15 protein-coding genes are annotated in these 19,767 nt (G+C 42.6%); 2 read left to right on the forward strand and 13 right to left on the reverse strand.

All coding sequences use genetic code 11. The features are described 5' to 3' along the window. Nucleotides 1–242: 242 nt before the first annotated feature. Both FBF73_RS07880 and FBF73_RS07885 read left to right on the forward strand, forming a co-directional pair. Entirely contained in the window at nucleotides 243–1,697 is a 1,455-nt protein-coding gene (locus FBF73_RS07880) for a sucrose-6-phosphate hydrolase (RefSeq protein WP_136937455.1), read from the forward strand. Then, nucleotides 1,678–2,643 carry a LacI family DNA-binding transcriptional regulator gene (locus FBF73_RS07885; RefSeq protein ID WP_136937456.1) on the forward strand — a complete coding sequence of 322 codons (966 nt, stop codon included), beginning with the start codon at nucleotides 1,678–1,680 and terminating at the stop codon, nucleotides 2,641–2,643. The genes FBF73_RS07880 and FBF73_RS07885 overlap by 20 nt, the downstream gene beginning before the upstream one ends. Nucleotides 2,644–2,677: 34 nt before the next feature. Here the strand turns inward: FBF73_RS07885 and FBF73_RS07890 are convergent, their stop codons facing one another. The 13 genes from FBF73_RS07890 to FBF73_RS07950 all read right to left on the reverse strand — a co-directional run bounded on the left by FBF73_RS07890 (nucleotide 2,678) and on the right by FBF73_RS07950 (nucleotide 19,740). Beyond that, nucleotides 2,678–3,952 (reverse strand): hydroxymethylglutaryl-CoA reductase, degradative, encoded by a 1,275-nt coding sequence (locus FBF73_RS07890; RefSeq protein WP_136937457.1) that lies wholly within the window; start codon nucleotides 3,950–3,952, stop codon nucleotides 2,678–2,680. Further along, entirely contained in the window at nucleotides 3,952–5,124 is a 1,173-nt protein-coding gene (locus FBF73_RS07895; RefSeq protein ID WP_169435199.1) for a hydroxymethylglutaryl-CoA synthase, read from the reverse strand. The genes FBF73_RS07890 and FBF73_RS07895 overlap by 1 nt, the downstream gene beginning before the upstream one ends. 117 nt (nucleotides 5,125–5,241) lie before the next feature. Beyond that, a complete protein-coding gene (locus FBF73_RS07900; protein WP_136937459.1) occupies nucleotides 5,242–5,697 on the reverse strand; it encodes a threonine/serine exporter family protein in 456 nt (151 codons plus the stop codon). 1 nt (nucleotide 5,698) lies between these two features. Continuing rightward, nucleotides 5,699–6,457 (reverse strand): threonine/serine exporter family protein, encoded by a 759-nt coding sequence (locus FBF73_RS07905; protein ID WP_124787875.1) that lies wholly within the window; start codon nucleotides 6,455–6,457, stop codon nucleotides 5,699–5,701. Between the two features lie 94 nt (nucleotides 6,458–6,551). Then, a complete protein-coding gene (gene pknB, locus FBF73_RS07910; protein ID WP_136937460.1) occupies nucleotides 6,552–8,459 on the reverse strand; it encodes a Stk1 family PASTA domain-containing Ser/Thr kinase in 1,908 nt (635 codons plus the stop codon). Next, nucleotides 8,456–9,196: a Stp1/IreP family PP2C-type Ser/Thr phosphatase gene (locus tag FBF73_RS07915; protein WP_124787873.1), complete on the reverse strand. Its 741-nt coding sequence runs from the start codon at nucleotides 9,194–9,196 to the stop codon at nucleotides 8,456–8,458. The genes pknB and FBF73_RS07915 overlap by 4 nt, the downstream gene beginning before the upstream one ends. A 14-nt stretch (nucleotides 9,197–9,210) precedes the next feature. Beyond that, nucleotides 9,211–10,524, reverse strand: coding sequence for a 16S rRNA (cytosine(967)-C(5))-methyltransferase RsmB (gene rsmB / locus FBF73_RS07920; RefSeq protein ID WP_169435200.1), 1,314 nt, complete (start codon nucleotides 10,522–10,524; stop codon nucleotides 9,211–9,213). Then, nucleotides 10,517–11,452: a methionyl-tRNA formyltransferase gene (fmt, locus tag FBF73_RS07925; protein ID WP_136937462.1), complete on the reverse strand. Its 936-nt coding sequence runs from the start codon at nucleotides 11,450–11,452 to the stop codon at nucleotides 10,517–10,519. Before fmt ends, rsmB begins: the two co-directional genes overlap by 8 nt. A 12-nt stretch (nucleotides 11,453–11,464) precedes the next feature. Further along, on the reverse strand, nucleotides 11,465–13,861 hold the full coding sequence (locus FBF73_RS07930; RefSeq protein WP_136937463.1) for a primosomal protein N': 2,397 nt from the start codon (nucleotides 13,859–13,861) through the stop codon (nucleotides 11,465–11,467). A 65-nt stretch (nucleotides 13,862–13,926) separates the two neighbouring features. Continuing rightward, on the reverse strand, nucleotides 13,927–14,241 hold the full coding sequence (rpoZ, locus tag FBF73_RS07935) for a DNA-directed RNA polymerase subunit omega (protein WP_000979235.1): 315 nt from the start codon (nucleotides 14,239–14,241) through the stop codon (nucleotides 13,927–13,929). A gap of 24 nt (nucleotides 14,242–14,265) precedes the next feature. Further along, on the reverse strand, nucleotides 14,266–14,892 hold the full coding sequence (gene gmk / locus FBF73_RS07940) for a guanylate kinase (RefSeq protein WP_136937464.1): 627 nt from the start codon (nucleotides 14,890–14,892) through the stop codon (nucleotides 14,266–14,268). 138 nt (nucleotides 14,893–15,030) lie between these two features. Beyond that, nucleotides 15,031–16,644, reverse strand: coding sequence for a ribonuclease Y (locus tag FBF73_RS07945; RefSeq protein WP_136937465.1), 1,614 nt, complete (start codon nucleotides 16,642–16,644; stop codon nucleotides 15,031–15,033). Between the two features lie 123 nt (nucleotides 16,645–16,767). Then, the gene (locus tag FBF73_RS07950) at nucleotides 16,768–19,740 is read right to left on the reverse strand and encodes a type I restriction endonuclease subunit R (RefSeq protein ID WP_136937466.1); all 2,973 of its coding nucleotides are present in this window, start codon (nucleotides 19,738–19,740) and stop codon (nucleotides 16,768–16,770) included. Between the last annotated feature and the right edge of the window lie 27 nt (nucleotides 19,741–19,767).

Below are 19,767 nucleotides of genomic sequence, written 5' to 3' on the forward strand. Positions count from 1 at the left end.
TTTAGATTGATTGTTTTTTACTATTTTATCAGGTATTACTTAAAAAAATAAGTTTAAAATCATGATTAAAAAGGCTTCAATTTCATTATCTTTCATATTTTCGTAAAAAGTTGATTGATTTTCTGCTTTTAATTTGTGATAAACGTTTGACAGTTTTTTCTCTTTTTTAACATAAAAGGCTTGCATTTTTTATCGAAAACGGTTACTATTAAAAGTGATAAGATTTTTGGAGGAATGAATGAATGGAATGGACAACTGAGCGTCGTTACAGACTTTATCAAGATTGGACGCAAGAAGAAATTCAACATATAAAGGAAAATATGGCTCAATCTCCATGGCATACTCATTACCATGTTGAGCCAAAAACAGGACTTCTCAACGATCCAAATGGCTTTTCCTACTTTGATGGGAAGTGGGTTGTTTTTTATCAGAACTTTCCTTTTGGTGCAGCCCACGGTTTGAAATCTTGGGTGCAGTTGGAAAGTGAGGACTTGGTTCACTTCACAGAAACTGGAGTCAAAGTTTTGCCTGACACTCCATTAGATAGCCACGGTGCCTACTCTGGTTCTGCCATGCAGTTTGGCGATAGCTTGTTCCTATTCTATACAGGAAATGTTCGCGATGAAAACTGGATCCGTCACCCCTACCAGATTGGGGCTTTGATGGATAAGGATGGCAAGATTACGAAGATTGACAAAATCTTGATTGACCAGCCAGCAGACTCTACTGACCACTTCCGTGATCCTCAAATTTTTAACTTTAAAGGTCAATACTATGCCATCGTGGGTGGTCAAGACTTGGAGAAAAAAGGTTTCGTCCGTCTCTACAAGGCTGCCGATAATGACTACACAAACTGGCAAGCAGTTGGCGACCTTGACTTTGCTAACGACCGTACTGCCTACATGATGGAATGCCCAAATCTGGTCTTTGTAGGGGAGCAACCTGTCCTTCTCTACTGTCCACAAGGATTGGATAAGAAAGTTCTAGACTACGATAATATCTATCCAAATATGTATAAGATTGGAACTTCCTTTGACCCTAAAAATGCCAAAATGGTAGATGTGTCTCAACTTCAAAACATGGATTATGGTTTCGAAGCCTATGCAACTCAAGCCTTCAACGCTCCTGATGGGCGTGCTCTAGCTGTTAGCTGGCTTGGTTTACCTGATGTTTCATATCCATCTGACCGTTTTGACCACCAAGGAACCTTCTCTTTGGTCAAGGAACTCACTATCAAAGACGGCAAACTCTACCAATATCCTGTCGCAGCTGTCAAGGACCTTCGTGCCTCTGAAGAAGCCTTTTCAAACCGTTCCCAAACCAAGAACACTTATGAACTCGAACTCAACTTGGAAGCTAATAGCCAGAGCGAGATTGTCTTACTTGCTGATCAAGAAGGCAAGGGACTTTCCATCAACTTCGACCTTGTAAATGGTCAAGTGACAGTGGATCGTAGCCAGGTTGGTGAACAGTATGCCCAAGAATTTGGAACAACTCGCTCTTGCCCTATCGAGAATCAAGCTACTACTGCTACGATTTTCGTCGATAACTCTGTCTTTGAAATTTTCATCAATAAAGGAGAAAAAGTATTTTCCGGTCGTGTCTTCCCACATGCAGACCAAAATGGTATCCTGATTAAATCTGGAAACCCAACTGGAACTTACTATGAATTAGATTATGGTCGCAAAACTAACTGATGTCGCCAAACTTGCAGGCGTCAGCCCTACTACCGTTTCTCGGGTTATCAATAAAAAAGGTTATCTCTCTGAGAAAACCATTCAAAAAGTCAATGAAGCCATGCGAGAATTGGGCTATAAACCCAACAACCTAGCTCGTAGCTTGCAAGGAAAATCAGCTAAGTTAATCGGCTTGATTTTCCCCAATATTTCCAACGTTTTCTATGCAGAATTGATTGATAAGCTGGAACACCAACTCTTCAAAAATGGTTACAAGACCATCATCTGCAACAGTGAGCACGATTCTGAAAAGGAACGTGAATACATCGAAATGTTGGAAGCCAATCAGGTGGACGGCATCATTTCTGGTAGTCACAACTTGGGAATCGAAGACTACAATCGCGTGACAGCGCCGATTATTTCCTTTGACCGAAATCTGTCACCAGATATTCCTGTCGTTTCCTCTGACAACTATGCTGGTGGAGTTCTTGCAGCCCAGACCTTAGTTAAGACAGGTGCCCAGTCTATCATCATGATTACAGGGAATGACAATTCCAATTCGCCAACTGGGCTACGCCACGCTGGTTTTGCATCTATTCTGCCAAATGCCCCTATTATCAATGTTTCCAGTGACTTTTCTCCAGTTAGAAAGGAAATGGAAATCAAAAATATCTTGACCCGTCAAAAACCAGACGCCATTTTTGCTTCAGATGACTTAACAGCTATTCTGGTCATTAAAATCGCTCAAGAACTGGGCATTTCTGTCCCTGAAGAGCTTAAAGTCATCGGCTATGATGGTACCTACTTTATCGAGAATTACTACCCTCAACTGGCTACTATCAAACAACCTATGGAAGAAATTGCCTGCCTAACGGTTGATCTCCTATTACAGAAGATCGAAGGCAAGGAAGTCGCCACAACAGGCTACTTCTTACCAGTCACCCTATTACCAGGAAAAAGCATATAAGTATAAAAAACTCAGACCGATCTGTCTGAGTTTTTTATAATCTTAATTTTTCTAGATAGCGCTGGGCTGTCTCTAGGTTAAAGGTTTTATCTGCGATGAGGCGCTCGACTAGGGGAGCTACCTCGGATTCACTAGCACCTGCTAGGAGAGCTAAGGATTTGGCCTGTAGCTTCATGTGACCTTGTTGGATTCCTGTGCTAACCAGGGCTTTTAGGGCCGCAAAGTTTTGTGCAAGCCCGATAGAGACAATGATCTGGGCTAATTCTTTAGCAGATGGATTTCCCAGTAGTTCGTGACTGAGGGCTACACGAGGGTTGAGACCGATAGAGCCACCCTTGGTCGCCACAGGCATAGGAAGAGTCATCTTACCAACCAATTCTTCTGTCTCCAAGTCCAGACGCCAAGAGCTGAGACCTTGATAACGTCCATCTCGACTCGCAAAGGCGTGTGCACCCGCTTCGATGGCACGCCAGTCATTACCAGTGGCAATTAAAATCGCATCTAGACCGTTAAAAATCCCTTTATTGTGGGTCGCTGCTCGATAAGAATCAGCCTGCGCAAACTGACTAGCCAAGGCTATCTTCTCTGCAATTTCTCGTCCTTGATCCTTTTGGCGACTCAAGTAGCGAAAGGCGATGCGGCAACTTGCCGTCACTAGAGAATCGGTCGCGTAGTTTGATAGAATCCCCATGAGACTCTGTCCCTGACTGAGTTCTTCTAAGACTGGTTTCAAGGCCTCCAGCATGGTGTTGAGCATATTGGCACCCATGGCTTCCTGGGTATCGACATGGAGATAAACAACGAGAAAGTCTGTTTCGCCTTTGATCTGCTCTACATGCAAATCACGCGCCCCACCTCCTCGTTTGACGATAGAAGGATAGGCTTGATTGGCAAGCTCCAAGAGTTCAGCTTTCTTGCTGACAATCTTCACTTGCGCTAGTTCAGGATCAGCAACTTGATAAAGGGCTACCTGCCCAATCATCTGGCGCTCATGGACTTGAGCGTTAAAACCACCTGCTCGCTTGATGATTTTACTGGCATAGCTGGCTGCAGCAACCACGGACGGTTCTTCTGTCACATAAGGAACTGTGTAGTCCTGACCGTTGACAAGTACTTCTGGGACCAGCGAATAAGGCAGAGAAAAAGTTCCCACCACATTCTCACTCAGCTGGTCTGCCACAGTCACACCAATCTGTTCATCCTGCTCCAAACTCTCTTGTTTCTCAGGACTAAGGAGCGCCTGAGCTTTTAACAGCTCGAGGCGCTCTTGGTATGATTTTTTAGAAAATCCATTCCAACTTATCTTCATTATTTTTCAACCTTGCTATAACGGCGTTGGTGGTCGAGAATTTCAACCAAGGTAAAATCTTGATTTTCATATCCAGCAAACTGGGCAGAGTTTGTTTCATCCAAGTCAACTTCTTCAAAGAAAACCTTTTCGTATTCTGCAACAGATAAGGCAGTTCTTTGGTTTAGCTTGTTCAAGCGGTCTTTATCTAGATATGCTTCATATCCTTCAACCAATTCACCACTGAAGAACTCCGCCACGGCACCACTTCCGTAACTATAAAGAGCAATTTTATCTCCAGCCTTCAAGCTATCTGTATTTTCCAAAAGAGATAAAAGTCCAAGGAAGAGGGATCCTGTGTAGATATTTCCCACCTTTTGACTGTAGAGAATTGATTTGTCAAAGTTTTCTTGCAGATTATCCTTTTTTTCCTGCGGTAGATTCTTGTCCATTATCTTGCGCAAGCCTTTTAGGGCCAACTTAGGATAAGGCAAGTGGAAACAGATAGCTGCAAAATCATTCATAGTCCAATCATAGCGTTTCTTATACTCATCCCAAGTTGTCGTAAGACTATCAAGATATTGCTGAGTCGAATACAAACCGTTTACAAAAGGAGTACTTGAATAGTTAGGACGCCAGAAATCCATGATGTCACGGGTCTGAGCCACATTGTCATTATTAAAGGCCATAATGCGTGGATTTTGTGTAATCAACATGGCTACACTTCCAGCACCCTGAGTAGGTTCTCCTGGAGTTTCAATACCGTATTTGGCAATATCACTGGCAATGACCAAGACCTTGGACTCTGGAGAATTTTCCACATGCAGTTTTGCATAATGGAGGGCAGCTGTTGCTCCATAGCAGGCTTCTTTAATCTCGAAACTACGAGCAAAGGGCTGAATACCCAACAATCCATGCACAAAGACCGCAGCAGCCTTACTCTGGTCAATTCCTGACTCAGTCGCAACGATGACCATGTCAATTTCTTCTTTTTCTTTATCTGTCAAAATAGAGTTACTTGCACTCGCAGCCAAGGTTACAATGTCCTCAGTCATGGGCGCAATACTAATTTCATTTAACAAGAGTCCCTTGCTAAATTTTTCGGGGTCAACTCCCCTCGCTACTGCTAAATCTTGTAATTTCAAGACATATTGACTGGTTGCAAAACCAATCTTATCAATACCGATTGTCATATTTACCTCTGTTTTTTCATTCATTGTAAAAAATCGTTCTATACTATTTTATCACAAATAGCAGTAAAAGAGAGAAAAAAGACTTGATTCACCAAATCAAGTCTGTTTAAGAAAACATCAGAAGGAAGCTCTCCTATGATTTTGAATATAATAATAAAGCTTTAAAATAACCGTCCCGCTTGCCATACCAATAGAAATTACTAAAGCCAACATGACAACCAAGGTTGCACTTGCAATTGCATGATTATAATCTCCAGTAACAAAAAAAGCAGTCGTCCGATAAGATAAATAGCCTGGGACTAAGGGAGCTAAAATTGCCAATACAAAAACAACCACCGGTGTCTTATAGAGAATACTTAAAATTTGACTAATACAAGATCCTATTACCGCAGCTATAAAAGTAGCCACAATGACATTTGTAGGATCCTTGAGTAAAATATACAGAATCCAGACGCCCATCCCAAGAATACCAGCAGGTAACAACATAGAGCGCTGTACATTCAAAACAATTAAAAAAGTAATAATAGCGAGTAGGCTCGCAATGGCTTGTAGTAAGATAGTTGTTAGTGTCATATTAGGTCATTAATACTAGGGCTACAGAAGTACCAGCCCCTAAGGCGAGGGTAATGAGCAAAGATTCAAACATCTTGCTCATACCAGAATTGATATGATTTGTCATGATATCCCGTACGGCATTTGTCAGAGCAATTCCTGGTACAAAAGGCATGACTGCTCCTGCTATAATCAAGTCTGCCGTTGAAGGAAAGCCTGTGTAACGAACCCAAAACTGGGCTATCAGCCCAAAGACAAAGGCTCCAGCAAAGGCTGTTACAAAAGGAATTCGGATAAATTTTTCCACATAGAGGGAAAAGGCAAAACCAAATAAGGTAGCTACTCCTGCCCCAAGTGCATCGTAGATGTTTCCACTAAACATAACCGAAAAGAAAGGGGCACTAAAGGTCGCAGCCAGAGTCACCTGCAACTTGGTATAGGGAAGGGGTTGGGCTTGCAAGACCGTCAATTGCTTGAAGGCTGTCTCTAAATCAATTCGCCCCCCAACCAGTTGACGAGAAATCTGGTTGACATCGCAGACTTTTTCAATGTTATAAGAAGAGGAAGTCACGCGCTTCATACGCGAAATATTGGTATTTTCAATTGAGAAAAAGATAGCGGCAGGCATAGCTAGAACATTGCAATCCAAAATTCCCTGCGAATGCGCAATACGAATCATGGTATCTTCTACACGATGAATCTCTGAACCACTTTTAAGGAGAATGGTTCCTGCTAACATAATGACATCGATGACGGCATTTAACTCTCTCGATTCGTCCATTTTTTTCTCCTTTTAGTTACTTTCTCTATTCTATCACAAAAATTCAATTTAAAAAAATCTTTGTCATAATATCATGACAAAGATCGGCTTATTATCAAGGAGTTTCATGGTTTCCTTCACTACTTGGTTGACTTGGTGTAGGAACCGTTCCTTGTTGATTACCTTGCTGGCCACCTTGTTGATTACCTTGATTTGGAGTAGTGGTGGAACCTTGGTTACCACGTTGAACTGGCGTTGAAGAGGAACTTGATGGTGGTGTTTTGGGTTTATAAATCGAAATTTTAATACGTGTGCTGGCTAGATCAATTTTTTCACCCGCTTTTGGAGTCTGATCCACAACCTTTCCTTCTGCTGTTCCTTCAGGAGCAGTTGACACTTCAACAACTTCAATATTAGCCTCTTTCACCCCAACAATTTGAATCAAGTTATTTTTAGTGAATTCAAGACTTGAACCGATATAACCCGGCATGGTTACACTAGTTACCTTTTTAGCAACTGTTAAAACAATCGTACTAGCCTTTGATAAGTCATACGTAGTTCCTGCTGCTGGTGTTTGTCTTAGAACCGTTCCTGGTTCACTTTCGCTGGATTCTTCCTCTTCCATCTTAATGAGATTTTCAGGAACCTTCTTATCCTTAAGTTCAGCTACAACATCAGTATATTTCCGACCGACATAATTACTCAATTGGAAAGATTGCTTACCAGAAGAAACAATCAAATTGACCTTTGTCCCCTCTTTTCGACTACTACCCGCTTCAGGATCTGTTCGAATGACACGTCCTTCTGCTACTGTATCACTAGCTTCTGATTTTTCTTCACCTGCTTCGAAATTAGCTTTTTTAAGAGCCTCTTTAGCTTCAGCAACAGTTTGCCCAGCCACATTCGGAATGGAAATTGTTGCCGGTGTTCTAGAGAAAATCCAGATTAAAGAAGCAGCTACTAATAGAACACTTGCCAAAATAATCAAATATCGAGCTTTAAATTTCCGCTTTTTCTTTAGTTTTGGCGTAGGCTCTTGCTCTTCGACCTGCGGAGTCGCTTTTTTTACTTGAAGAGGTTCTCCTTGCACCGGAGCTTTAGGAATAGAAGTCAGAGTACTTTGAGGAACCTTTGGCAAAGTTTTGGTATCCGCCTTAGTCGCATCGTCAAAGACCAACTTTGGTTCATTACGACGATTGTAAGATAAACTGCTAGACAAATCCACATACATCTCAGCAACTGATTTGTAGCGGTCTGTTAATTTCTTGGCAGTTGCCTTGATAACAACATTCTCTAAAGCCTGAGGCACAGATGGATTTTCAGCTATAACCGACGGCAGTGGTTTCTGGAAATGCTGGAGGGCGATGGTCACCGCACTATCCCCATCGTAAGGGATATGGCCTGTCAACATCTCATAGAAAATAATCCCCATGGCATAGATATCACTCTGCACAGTTGCTTTAGAACCACGCGCCTGCTCTGGCGATAAATAATGAACCGAACCCAGCATTGAGTTAGTTTGAGTCAGACTCGTCTCAGCAAAGGCTACTGCAATCCCAAAGTCTGTAACCTTGGCAGTCCCATCTGGAGTCAAAAGGATATTTTGCGGTTTTAAATCTCTGTGAACAATCCCTCGAGTATGGGCTAAGCGCATAGCCAAGAGGATTTGTCCCATGATTCGAATCGCTTCTTCATTTGAAAGAGGGTGATGTTCCTTGATATAGCGTTTGAGGTCAAGTCCTGCTACGTACTCCATAGCTAGGTACTGTTGTCCCTCTTCTTCACCGATATCTGTAATCCGAACGATATGAGGATGGTCCAAATCCGCCATGGCTCTCGCTTCCCGCTGGAAACGCGCCACAGCAATCGGATCTGTCTGGTAGTTGGTCCTCAGGACCTTCACTGCCACTTCTTCCCCGTCTAGAATCAAATCCTTGGCCAAGTAAACATCTGCCATGCCCCCTCGACCAATCTGTTTGATAATTCGATACCGCCCGGCAAAAATCTTGCCGATTTGGATCATTTTGCATCCTCCTCGTTCATAGAAACAAGGGCAACCGTAATGTTGTCTAACCCACCTGCATTGTTTGCAAAACGAATCAAGGTTGCTGCCTTATCTGCCAAAGAAATATCGCTGGTTACGATATCATAGATTTCACTTCCTGAAATCATATTTGTCAAGCCGTCACTATTAAGTAAGAGATAGTCTCCTGGCTCGAGGGTGATCATTCCGAAATCAGGCTGAATTTCGTCTTTTTGACCGATAGATTGAGTAATAATATTTTTCTGTGGGTGGCTAGCTGCTTCTTCAGGTGTCAATTGACCAGCCTTGAGCAATTCATTGACCAAGGAATGGTCGCTCGTTAACTGGTGGTATTCTTCTCCACGAATTAAACCGATACGAGAATCTCCAATGTGGGCATAAATAGCCTGATTGTCAATAATAGCAACAGCCTCAAGGGTTGTTCCCATTCCTTTATAAGCTTCATCTTGTCCCAATTGGTTAATCTTTTGATTTTCAATTTCTAGATAGTGAGCAAACCACTCACGAACTTCATTGACTGTATCAATTTGTGTATCAACCCAGGCTACACCTAGGTCTGTTACTGCCATCTCACTAGCGATATTCCCTGCGCGATGACCTCCCATCCCATCAGCTAGGATAATCATTGGACGTCCTGCGCGATTAATAAAATGGTTGACATAGTCTTGGTTATTTGTTCGTTTCTGACCAACATCTGTTAATAATGAAATTTCCATGTGTTAGTTCCTTCCTAATCCGATATCTTGCGAAATTGACTGATGAAGAATCCATCACTTCCATACAATTCAGGAGTGATGAGGATACAGCCATCTTTCATGATATCCTTACATTCATGTTCTAGTTTCACCTGCTCAAATTCAGGATGACTTTCTAAAAATGCCTGTACGACTTGAAAGTTCTCTTCTGAGACGATAGTACAGGTACTATAAGTCATTATACCACCTTTGCCTAGTGTTTGACAAACACTACCTAATATTTCTAGCTGAATTTCCTGCAAGGACGCGAAATCTGCCGTTTCTTTATTGTATTTGATGTCTGGTTTGCGGCGCAGAAGACCAATTCCTGAACAGGGAGCATCCACCAAAATCTTATCAAATGAATCCTGACCAAAAAACTCATGCACCTTTCTGGCATCTAATTTTTGCGTTTGAACCCGATCTGCAACTCCTAAACGTTGGGCATTTTCTTGGATTAAGTCCAACTTATGGTCATACAAGTCCAGAGCAGTAACCTGACCTGTCGTGAGATAAGAAGCTATATGGGCTGTTTTCCCACCCGGAGCCGCACAGGCATCTAGGACCTGCTCATTACCTTGTAAATCAAGAGTGGGAGCAACCAGCTGACTGGACTCGTCTTGGATGGTAATGGTTCCATCTGCAAACAAATCATGGCCTGCAAAATGCCCCTGCTCCTTAACCAGACCAGAAGGAGACAAGGATGAATCACTAGCCTCCAACAAGACTTGGATTTCCTCTTTTCGTCTTAGATCTGTTACACGAATGCTAGCTTTGTTACGCACCAAGAGACTTTCAAAAATAGCTTGCGCTCGCTCTTCTCCGTATTCTTCCTTGAGCTTGGAAACTAGCCAAACTGGGAGAGAATAGGCAATGGAATCACGCTTGTTTTTTCGCTTGATGCTAGCAATATCTGGCCAGCCTTCACGCAGGATACGGCGAAGGACGGCGTTGACCAATTTTTCACTGCCCTTTTTACGGACTTTGGCCAATTCTACTGCTTCATTAACCACAGCATGGTCTGGAATCTTGTCCAAATAGCGGAGCTGGTAGGCGCTCATGAGAAGAAGGACATAGATCCAGCTGTCTAATTGGTCTCTGTCTTCGATAAAGTGGGATAGGTACCATTCCAGAGTCAGTTTACGTGCTACCGTTCCATAGACCAGCTCGGTCACCAAGCCCTTGTCTGCTGCCGAAAGTTGACTCCCCTTGAGATGCTTATTTAAGGCGATATTTGAGTATGCTTGATTGATAAAAACATCCTCTAATACTGCTAGAGCTAAACGTCTAGCCGTTTCTACTTTAGTCACCAAATCGTTCTCCTACAGTCAATGTACGTCCAACTCCGTTGAGGAAGGAAGCAATGTCCATCTTAGGTTTACCAGCTGGCTGCACTTGTTTGAGGGATAGAGCCCCTTCTGCCGTTGCGACAATCAATTCTTTCTTGCCGATAGAGAGAATCTCACCTGGACTTCCCTTACCTTCCACTAGTAGTGCTTCATAAATCTTAAAGCGGTCGCCCTTAAGGAAAGTATGGGCAACAGGCCACGGATTCATTCCACGGATTTGGTTAAAGAGTTGACGATTGCTTTTAGTCCAATCTAGTTTTTCTTCTTCTGGCTTGATATTTGGCGAGAAGGTAACCTGGCTTGGGTCCTGCGGTTCAGGTTTGATGTCACCAGCAATGTAGGCAGGCAAAGTGTCCAAAAGCAAATCACGACCAACGAGAGCTAATTTCTCAAACAAGGTGCCGACATTGTCCTCATCTGTGATAGGAATACTACGACGAGAAATCATGTCTCCTGCATCCATTTCCTTAACCATCTCCATAATGGTCACACCAGCTTCCTCATCACCTTGAATCAAGGCATAATGGATAGGCGCACCACCACGGTGTTTAGGAAGAAGAGAGGCATGAACGTTGACCGCAAAATCCATGCTATCAAGGAGTTTACTTGGGAGAAACTGCCCAAAAGCAGCAGTCACAATTCCATCCGCTCCTAGCTTCATAATCGCTTCCATCTCTGGGCTTCCATATAATTTTTCAGGCTGATAAATAGGAAGGCCTGCTTCCTTGGCAGCCTGCTTGACCGGGGTTTCTTGGATCACTTTTTTACGGCCGACAGCACGGTCTGGCTGGGTCACAACGGCTAGAATTTCGTAACGGTCATCTGTCAAAAGCCCTTTTAAAACTGTTGCTGAAAAGTCGGGTGTCCCCATAAAGATTAGTTTTGTCATATCTTCTCCTTCTTATAAAAATTGCTGCGGCTCATGGTCAATGCTGAGACGGAGCTCACTATTTTCCCGTTCTTGAGTCAAGGCCAGAACCTGATTTAGAGTCGGCCCCAGCTCATCTTCTAAACGGTATTTAATTAAAATCTGGTAATGATAGAGGTTGTGGGTACGAGCAATAGGTTTTGGCGTTGGCCCGAGAATGTTACTTGTATCTGACAAGCCTGACCGCAAAATGTTCATGACTTCATAGGCACGTTTGACAACCTCTTCTTCTTTCTTATGAGAAAGGGTAATGCCAATGGTGAAATAGTAAGGTGGATAGCCAAGTTGTCGTCTGATTCCCATTTCATAAGCGTAAAAGCCTTCGTAGTTCTGATCCTTGGCAAATCGAATAGCATAGTGCTGCGGATTGTAAGACTGAATCAAGACCTGACCAGCTTTTTCAGCCCGACCTGCTCGGCCTGCCACCTGAGTCAAAATCTGGAAGGTTCTTTCAGAAGAACGGAAATCAGGCAGATTCAAGGCTGTATCCGCATTTAGAACTCCGACTAAAGTCACATTTGGAAAATCCAATCCCTTGGCAATCATCTGAGTACCTAGTAAAATATCTGCTTCTCCTCGACCAAACTGATCAAGCAGAGCTTGGTGACTACCTTTCTTACGAGTCGTATCCACATCCATGCGCAGAATGCGAGCCTGGGGAAAGAGTTCTGCTAGCTCGTCATAAGCCTTTTGAGTCCCTGTTCCATAGTAACGAATACTGTGGCTCTTACAGTTAGGACAGACCTGAGGAATGTCCTTAGAAAAACCACAATAATGGCAGTTCATGGTCTTGGTATCCATGTGCAAGGTCAAGGAAATATCACAGTTGGGACAAGTATCCACGGTCCCACACTCCCGACACATGACAAAGCTAGAATAACCACGGCGATTGAGCATGAGAACCACCTGCTCTTTTTTAACCAGACGGTCTTGAATCGCTTCTAGCAAAGGTGGCGTAAAGTTTGACGTCTCATTCTGTCCGATATAGTCCCGAAAATCAATCACTTGAACCTCAGGGATCCTAGATAAAGGATTGGCGCGTTGGGTCAGACGTAAATGTTGATAAACGCCTTTGCCAGCCCGAGCACGGCTTTCCAGACTAGGAGTTGCTGAACCAAGTACCAGGGCAGCTTGATTGTACTGAGCCCGTAAAATGGCTACTTCTCTGGCATGGTAACGAGGATTGCTGTCCTGCTTATAAGTCGCTTCATGCTCTTCATCAATAATCATGACACCCAGATTTTTCAGCGGAGCAAAGATGGCAGATCTGGCACCCACAACAACTTGAGCGTCTCCACGCTCCACCTTGCGCCATTCATCATACTTTTCACCATTAGACAAGCCTGAGTGAAGTATGGCCACTTTCTCACCAAAACGTGCAATAAAACGCTCCGTCATCTGAGGAGTCAAGGAAATCTCAGGCACCAGCAAAATGGCTGTCTTGCCCTTGTCCAAGGCTCCTTGAATAATCTGCAAGTAAACCTCGGTCTTCCCACTTCCTGTAATCCCTTGAAGGAGGAAGGGAGGCTGATGACTGCCAATCGCACTCACAACCGCATCACGCGCCTGTCTTTGCTCTGGATTCAATTCCAAAGGTCGACTTGCCTCAATCCCTTCAAAATAAGCAGCCGAGCGTTGAACTTCCTTTTGAACTATAGTAACAGCACCTTGTTCCACAAAGAAGTTGACTTGCTCCCGTGAGTAGGACTCTAACAAACTAGCCAAGGAAGCACTCTCAGGATGAGAAAGCAAATAGTCTCTCAGTTCCAACTTTTTCTTAGCACGTGTAGAAATCTCTACATCTTCTAATTGAGCCAGATTCACCTCATACCAAGACTGGGTCTTGACCTTCTTTTGATCAATCGCCTGATATTCTAGACCAAGCAAGCCTTTTCTAGTCAAACGCATCATTTCAGCTTGCTTAGCTAAATCTAGAGAAGAAAAGGCTAGCGAATCTTCTGAACCAAACAAGCGCTCTCGGTCTTCCTGACTTAGGCCTGCCAGAGGATAGAGAATCTTGTCATAGCTGGAGTTCAGAAATCCTGGTAACATAGCCTTTAGGATAGAGATCTTATAGGAGAAGACAGACTTGCGTAACTCCTCAGCCAACCAGAGTTGTTCTTGCGTGAGAACAGGAGAAAAATCCAGAACCTCCGCAATATCTTTTAAATCTTGATTAACCTCTTCTTCATCTGGTTGGGACTCCAAACCAAGCACAATCCCTTGAATCAGGCGATTGCCCTTACCAAAAGGCACATGAACCCGCATCCCAACTTCTAGCATTCCCTCAAATTCCTCAGGAATCCTATAACTATAGGGCTGGTCCGTCTGCATCAAGGGCACATCTACAATAATCTTGGCTATGGCCATCTTCTCACCTCCTCCTTGGCAGTACATTCTTGCAATAGAAAAAATAAGATTGAGTCCCCCCAACCTTAAATTTTTTCACCATCTTCTTTTTCTTTAGCGATCTGCTCTTTGATTTTCTTTTCTTCTTCTTCTTTACGGCGTTTTTCTTCTTCGATACGGCGACGCACTGCTTCACGTTTTCCTTCTGGATCTGGGTGAATTGTAACGTTTCCTGATTCGATTTCTTCTAAAGCGCGAAGAGTTGATTTTTCAGATTTGAAACCTTGAGTTGCTGGCGCACCTGCTTCCAATTCGTGGGCACGTTTTGCTTCCAAGATTACGAGTGAATATTTTGATGGAACCTTGTCAAGCAAGGTATCAATAGAGGGTTTTAACATCATTTGCTTGTACCTATTTTCTAAATTTTATCGGGCAGTTGGAGATTTTGGTAACATCTCCTGATAGTGACCAATGACACGATCCACACGGAAGTGCTCTGCTTCGATCACACGTTTGACACGCTCAGCAGCTAGGGGCACCTGATCGTTGACAATCGCATAATCATACTCACGCATGAGGGCAATTTCTTCCTTGGCTTTTTCGATTCTTTGGGCAATCACTTCTGCACTGTCTGTTCCACGACCTACCAAACGATCTTGTAATTCATCTAAATCTGGTGGTGTCAGGAAGATAAAGACAGCATCTGGAACCTTTTTCTTAACCTGAAGAGCGCCCTGAACTTCAATTTCAAGGAAAACATCGATTCCCTTGTCCAAGGTTTCATTGACATAGGTCAGAGGCGTTCCATAGTAGTTGCCGACATATTCTGCATATTCCAACATCTGTCCTTGACGAATCAGCTCTTCAAACTCTTCACGAGTGCGGAAGAAATAGTCAACACCGTCCACTTCTCCAGGACGTTGTGCGCGTGTCGTCATCGATACAGAGTATTGAAATTGGTTTTCAGAACTCTCAAAAATCTCTCTTCTAACCGTTCCTTTTCCAACCCCTGAAGGACCAGAAAAAACGATTAGTAAGCCTCGGTCTGCCATTGTGTCTCCTTTTAGTCAGTCTGTAAAAATAAAATAAGATTTCCCTTCAGATAGTAGCAATTTGCGCAAACTATCCTTCTACAGTCTTTCTATCTAGTGTAACAAAAAAGCAGTAATTTTTCAACTGCTCTTTCTTATTTATTTAGCATAATCTACTGCACGAAGCTCGCGAATCACGGTTACCTTGATATTTCCTGGGTAATCGAGATTGTTTTCAATTTTCTCACGAACTTTGTGAGCCAAGATTGTGACTTTGTCGTCCTTGATTTGTCCTGGATTGACCATGATGCGGATTTCACGTCCTGCTTGAAGGGCAAAGCTATTTTGTACCCCTTCAAAGCCGTTAGCAATTTCTTCCAAATCATGGAGACGCTTGATGTAGCTTTCAAGAGACTCACTACGAGCACCTGGACGAGCTGCGCTCAAGGCATCTGCTGCAGCGACAATCACTGCAATGACACTTTCGGCTTCGACATCGCCGTGGTGACTAGCAATCGTATTGACCACAACTGGATGTTCCTTGTACTTACGTGCCAATTCCATACCGATTTCAACGTGGCTTCCTTCAACCTCGCGGTCAATGGCTTTTCCGATGTCATGAAGGAATCCAGCACGACGGGCAAGAGCCGCATTTTCACCAAGTTCGCTCGCCATGATACCAGCCAACTTAGCAACCTCAATCGAATGACGTAAGACATTTTGTCCATATGAAGTACGGAACTGCAAGCGACCCATGATTTTCATCAAGTCAGGATGAAGGTTTGGCGCACCAATCTCATAGGCTGCTGCCTCACCGTATTCACGGATCTTATTGTCAATCTCTTGACGGTTTTTCTCAACCAACTCTTCGATACGAGCTGGGTGGATACGACCATCCTTGAGCAACATTTCCATAGTCATACGGGCAATCTCACGACGAATCGGGTCAAATCCTGACAAGGTCACCACTTCTGGTGTATCGTCGATAATGACATCAACCCCTGTCAAACTTTCAAAGGTACGAATGTTACGACCTTCACGACCAATAATGCGTCCCTTCATAGTATCATCTGGCAGATGAACTGTTGAGTTTGTTGACTCTGCTACATATTCACCAGCGATACGTTGCATAGCTTGAACCAGGATGTCCTTGGCCATTTTGTCAGAACGTTCTTTGACCTCTTGCTCAGCTTCACGAATGCGGCTGGCAATCTCCTTAGTCAAGTTTTCTTCTGTCTGTGCCAAGATAATATCTCGTGCTTCTGCCTGAGACAGAGCACCAATACGCTCTAGTTCTGCTTCTTTTTGTCTTTCGACTTCCTCTAATTGCTCTTCACGCGCATCAAGGTTTTTCGCTCTATCAGAAATACTTTGTTCTTTTTGTTCAAGTGTTTGTTCTTTACTCGTCAAATTGTCGTCTTTACGGTCAAGGCTAGTAGCTCTCTCGGTCAAACGACTTTCGATTTGTTTGAGTTCTTGACGTTCTGATTTGAATTCAGCGTCCACTTCTTCACGGTATTTTCTGGCTTCTTCTTTGGCCTCCAATAGTGCTTCTTTTTTAAGAGACTTGCTTTCTCGCTTGGCTTCATTAACCAATAAATCCGCTTCACGCTCAGCTTGTCCACGTAAATTAGTTGCTTCTTGTTCAGCATTTAAAAGCATCAACTCCGCAGCTTCCTGAGATGATTTCATCTTAGCTGAGATGCTGACATATCCAATGACTAAACCAATGATGACGGCAAAAACAGCAATCGCAATCGACATGATTTCCATGTTTTTACCTCATTTTATTGTTATTCCGAATGACATACATTCTTTTACATTCTACCATAAAAAAGTGATTTTCACAAACCTAAAATAGAATATGTTTTGGGGAAATTAGCGTGAATTTTAAGATTACACTTCTTCGGATCCCTTCAAACTTTTGAATACATCATCAATAAATATATCTGCTAATCTCTTCTTGAAAGAATCATTATTTAATAGAGCACCAAATAAATCTTGACTCTGAGAGTATCCTTCTATAAGAGCATTGTCAATCTCTTCTTCAAAAGCAAAAACGAAGTCTTCTCTGGAGTTGACACGAGCAGATTGCTTTAGTCTTGGATTCTTTTTCATCAATTCACGAATGGATACCGCTCCACTTAGACCGACTTGGTGATCAATATCCAAATCCAACTGTTCGTTAATTTCATCTAAGATTTCAGATAAACGCTTCTCCTGGTCAGTCGTAACACCTCCAGTATTTGGCTTGGTAAGTATTAACTCTGGATGATATTCCAATTCAGAAACTGACCTGAAGGAACCTGTTTGCTTATGTTTCATATAGTCCACTACGATCTTATCTGCTATTGTAAAATCATCTCCTCCAATGCGAACATCAATCATCTTGACAAGGCTTTGCAGATAATTATAACGTTCGTGTAGAACTTCATTTTGATAAGCAGTTGCCTGAATCAAGAAAGTATACATTCTAAGAAAACCTCGAATAACCTTTCGAATAGAAAGTTGTTCTTTCTCATCAAACCGTCTAACTCTATCATAACCTTGATTTAACAGAGAAACCATCTTTTGTTTTTCTCTGCTGTTTCTCTTTTCTTGGTATAAGAATTGATTAAACTCATGAACAACATCACTGTCCAAGATACCATACTCATCAATTTTCCGATCCAAGGTCAAGACATCACTAGGTGTGACTGTATCTGCTAAAATAGTCTCACGGTAGTACGGAGAAAAAGCTGAGCGAATATCGTCATAAGTATTTTTAAAATCAAGGATAAAGGTCTTCTTATTGTAGCCTCTATAGATACGATTCAAACGAGACAATGTTTGCACCGCAGCAACACTTCGCAACTTTTTATCTACATACATAGCAACCAGTTTTGGTTGGTCAAACCCTGTCTGATACTTATTTGCCACAATCAGGATTTGGTAGTCCTCCGTATCAAAATGATCTTTCAAATAATCTTCCTTGACCTGGTTCATTTGCGACTCAGTATATTCACTACCTTGATAATCAACCTTGCCAGAAAAGGCGATCAGGGTTCCAATACTAGTAATACTGTGGTCTTTGAAGTACTTTTGAAAGGCCAATTGATACTTAACTGCTGCCTCACGGCCCGAAGTCACAATCATAGCCTTACCTTGACCACCCAATTCAGCCATAATATCATGACTGATAAAGTGATCCATGATAATTTCAACCTTTTGATTGATATTTTCATCAGATAATTCTACAAACTTTGCAATCTTACGCTTAGCAAGAGTCGTTTTTAGCTCAGGATCTTCTTCGACTGCTTTATTGAGCTTGTAATAGGTCTTATAAGTCGTATAGTTATCTAAAACATCTAGAATAAAACCTTCCTCAATAGCTTGCTTCATACTATAAACATCAAAAGGAGCTTTAGAACCATCTGCTTGTGTTGTACCAAATAGCTGTAGAGTTGTCGCCTTTGGAGTTGCGGTAAAGGCAATGATTGAGACATTGTCCTGCTTACCTGTCCGAGCAATCTCCTGCTCGATAGCATCCGCAACACTTACTTCTTGAATCTCATCTATAGTTCCATCTTCTGTATCTGTTTCTGTCAAGACTTGACTAACCGAACTCATATAGGATCCTGTCGTTGAACTGTGAGCTTCATCAATCAGGATGGCAAATTTCTTTTTCGCAGTGTTCCCTACAGACATCCAGTTGGATTGGTTGATCTGGGCAAACTTATGAATAGTCGTAGCTATGATTTTTGTATTTCCTGCAATCGCATCCGCTAAGTCACTGGAGGTTTCTTTATCTCCCATTACCTTAACTACACCATGCTTGTGGGAGATTTCCTTGACCGCTTCTTGTAACTGACGGTCAACTACGATACGGTCTGTTACGATTAATACAGTATCCACGATGTTTTGATTCTGATCATCATGAAGAGAAACTAAACTATGAGCCAACCATGCTATGGTATTGGTTTTACCTGAACCAGCTGAGTGCTGAATCAGATAATTACTGTCTGTATGGTTGACTTTCATGTCCTCTAGGAGACGGCTAACTGCTCTTCGCTGATGGTATCTCGGGAAAATCAGGGTCTTCTTTTTATGCTTATCCATCTCAAAAAAGATAAAACTCTCTATTAACTGGAGAATACTATCCTTGGTCAAGACATCAAGCCACAAGTAGTCTGTATCGGCACCATCAGGGTTGTGAGGGTTGCCACTTCCCATCTCAATACCTTCCCCTTTCCCCACATTAAAAGGTAGAAAGTATGTTTCTTGTCCTTTCAATTGCGTCGTCATATAGACTTCTAGGGTATCCACTGCAAAGGAAGCCAAGACTCCCTGTTCAAAACGGAAAAGACGATTCTTAGGATTGCGTCCCTTGAGCTGCTTGATGGCATCCTGAACAGACTGACCACTGGGATTAAACTTAAGTTCTATAGCAAATAGTGCTAATCCATTGATAAAGATAACAAGGTCAATGCGGTCGCTCTCCTCGTAAACCACTTCTTCCATAATAGATAGACAGTTGGCTTGGTATTGTTGAACAGCCTTTTCATTAAAACTAGTCGCAGGTTTACGATAGAGAAGACGAAGTTGCTTGTTTTCAATAAAGACACCCTCTTTTAAGGCGAATAAAAAGCCACCCTTGACGATTTCCTTATTGATAAGAGTGATGATCATCTCCTTACTAAGTTTTTTAAGGAGATAGTCCATGGTCTCTTCTTGAGTCTCCATCAGAAAATCCCATAGGAGTTCCACATCCATGGCTAATCTAGGATCGTAGCAAGTAGCGTCCCGCTGAATATAGTCATTCTTATCTCTCAAATCTTTGATAATCCACTGCTGGAAATCATAGCGCTCCTTCAAGCCCAAATTTGCCATAGTTTCTCACTTTCTAATACTAACTAA

It is taken from the genome of Streptococcus mitis, from assembly GCF_005144795.1.
Lineage (GTDB): Bacteria > Bacillota > Bacilli > Lactobacillales > Streptococcaceae > Streptococcus > Streptococcus mitis_BB.

What these genes read in the sequence shown, in the direction of transcription:
- FBF73_RS07905 (WP_124787875.1), bottom strand. Translation starts at nt 6,457, where the DNA reads ATGGACGAATCGAGAGAGTTAAATGCCGTCATCGATGTCATTATGTTA.
- FBF73_RS07915 (WP_124787873.1), bottom strand. Translation starts at nt 9,196, where the DNA reads ATGGAAATTTCATTATTAACAGATGTTGGTCAGAAACGAACAAATAAC.
- FBF73_RS07895 (WP_169435199.1), bottom strand. Translation starts at nt 5,124, where the DNA reads ATGACAATCGGTATTGATAAGATTGGTTTTGCAACCAGTCAATATGTC.
- FBF73_RS07890 (WP_136937457.1), bottom strand. Translation starts at nt 3,952, where the DNA reads ATGAAGATAAGTTGGAATGGATTTTCTAAAAAATCATACCAAGAGCGC.
- FBF73_RS07880 (WP_136937455.1), top strand. Translation starts at nt 243, where the DNA reads ATGGAATGGACAACTGAGCGTCGTTACAGACTTTATCAAGATTGGACG.
- FBF73_RS07950 (WP_136937466.1), bottom strand. Translation starts at nt 19,740, where the DNA reads ATGGCAAATTTGGGCTTGAAGGAGCGCTATGATTTCCAGCAGTGGATT.
- gmk (WP_136937464.1), bottom strand. Translation starts at nt 14,892, where the DNA reads ATGGCAGACCGAGGCTTACTAATCGTTTTTTCTGGTCCTTCAGGGGTT.
- rpoZ (WP_000979235.1), bottom strand. Translation starts at nt 14,241, where the DNA reads ATGATGTTAAAACCCTCTATTGATACCTTGCTTGACAAGGTTCCATCA.
- FBF73_RS07945 (WP_136937465.1), bottom strand. Translation starts at nt 16,644, where the DNA reads ATGGAAATCATGTCGATTGCGATTGCTGTTTTTGCCGTCATCATTGGT.
- FBF73_RS07900 (WP_136937459.1), bottom strand. Translation starts at nt 5,697, where the DNA reads ATGACACTAACAACTATCTTACTACAAGCCATTGCGAGCCTACTCGCT.
- fmt (WP_136937462.1), bottom strand. Translation starts at nt 11,452, where the DNA reads ATGACAAAACTAATCTTTATGGGGACACCCGACTTTTCAGCAACAGTT.
- pknB (WP_136937460.1), bottom strand. Translation starts at nt 8,459, where the DNA reads ATGATCCAAATCGGCAAGATTTTTGCCGGGCGGTATCGAATTATCAAA.
- FBF73_RS07930 (WP_136937463.1), bottom strand. Translation starts at nt 13,861, where the DNA reads ATGGCCATAGCCAAGATTATTGTAGATGTGCCCTTGATGCAGACGGAC.
- FBF73_RS07885 (WP_136937456.1), top strand. Translation starts at nt 1,678, where the DNA reads ATGGTCGCAAAACTAACTGATGTCGCCAAACTTGCAGGCGTCAGCCCT.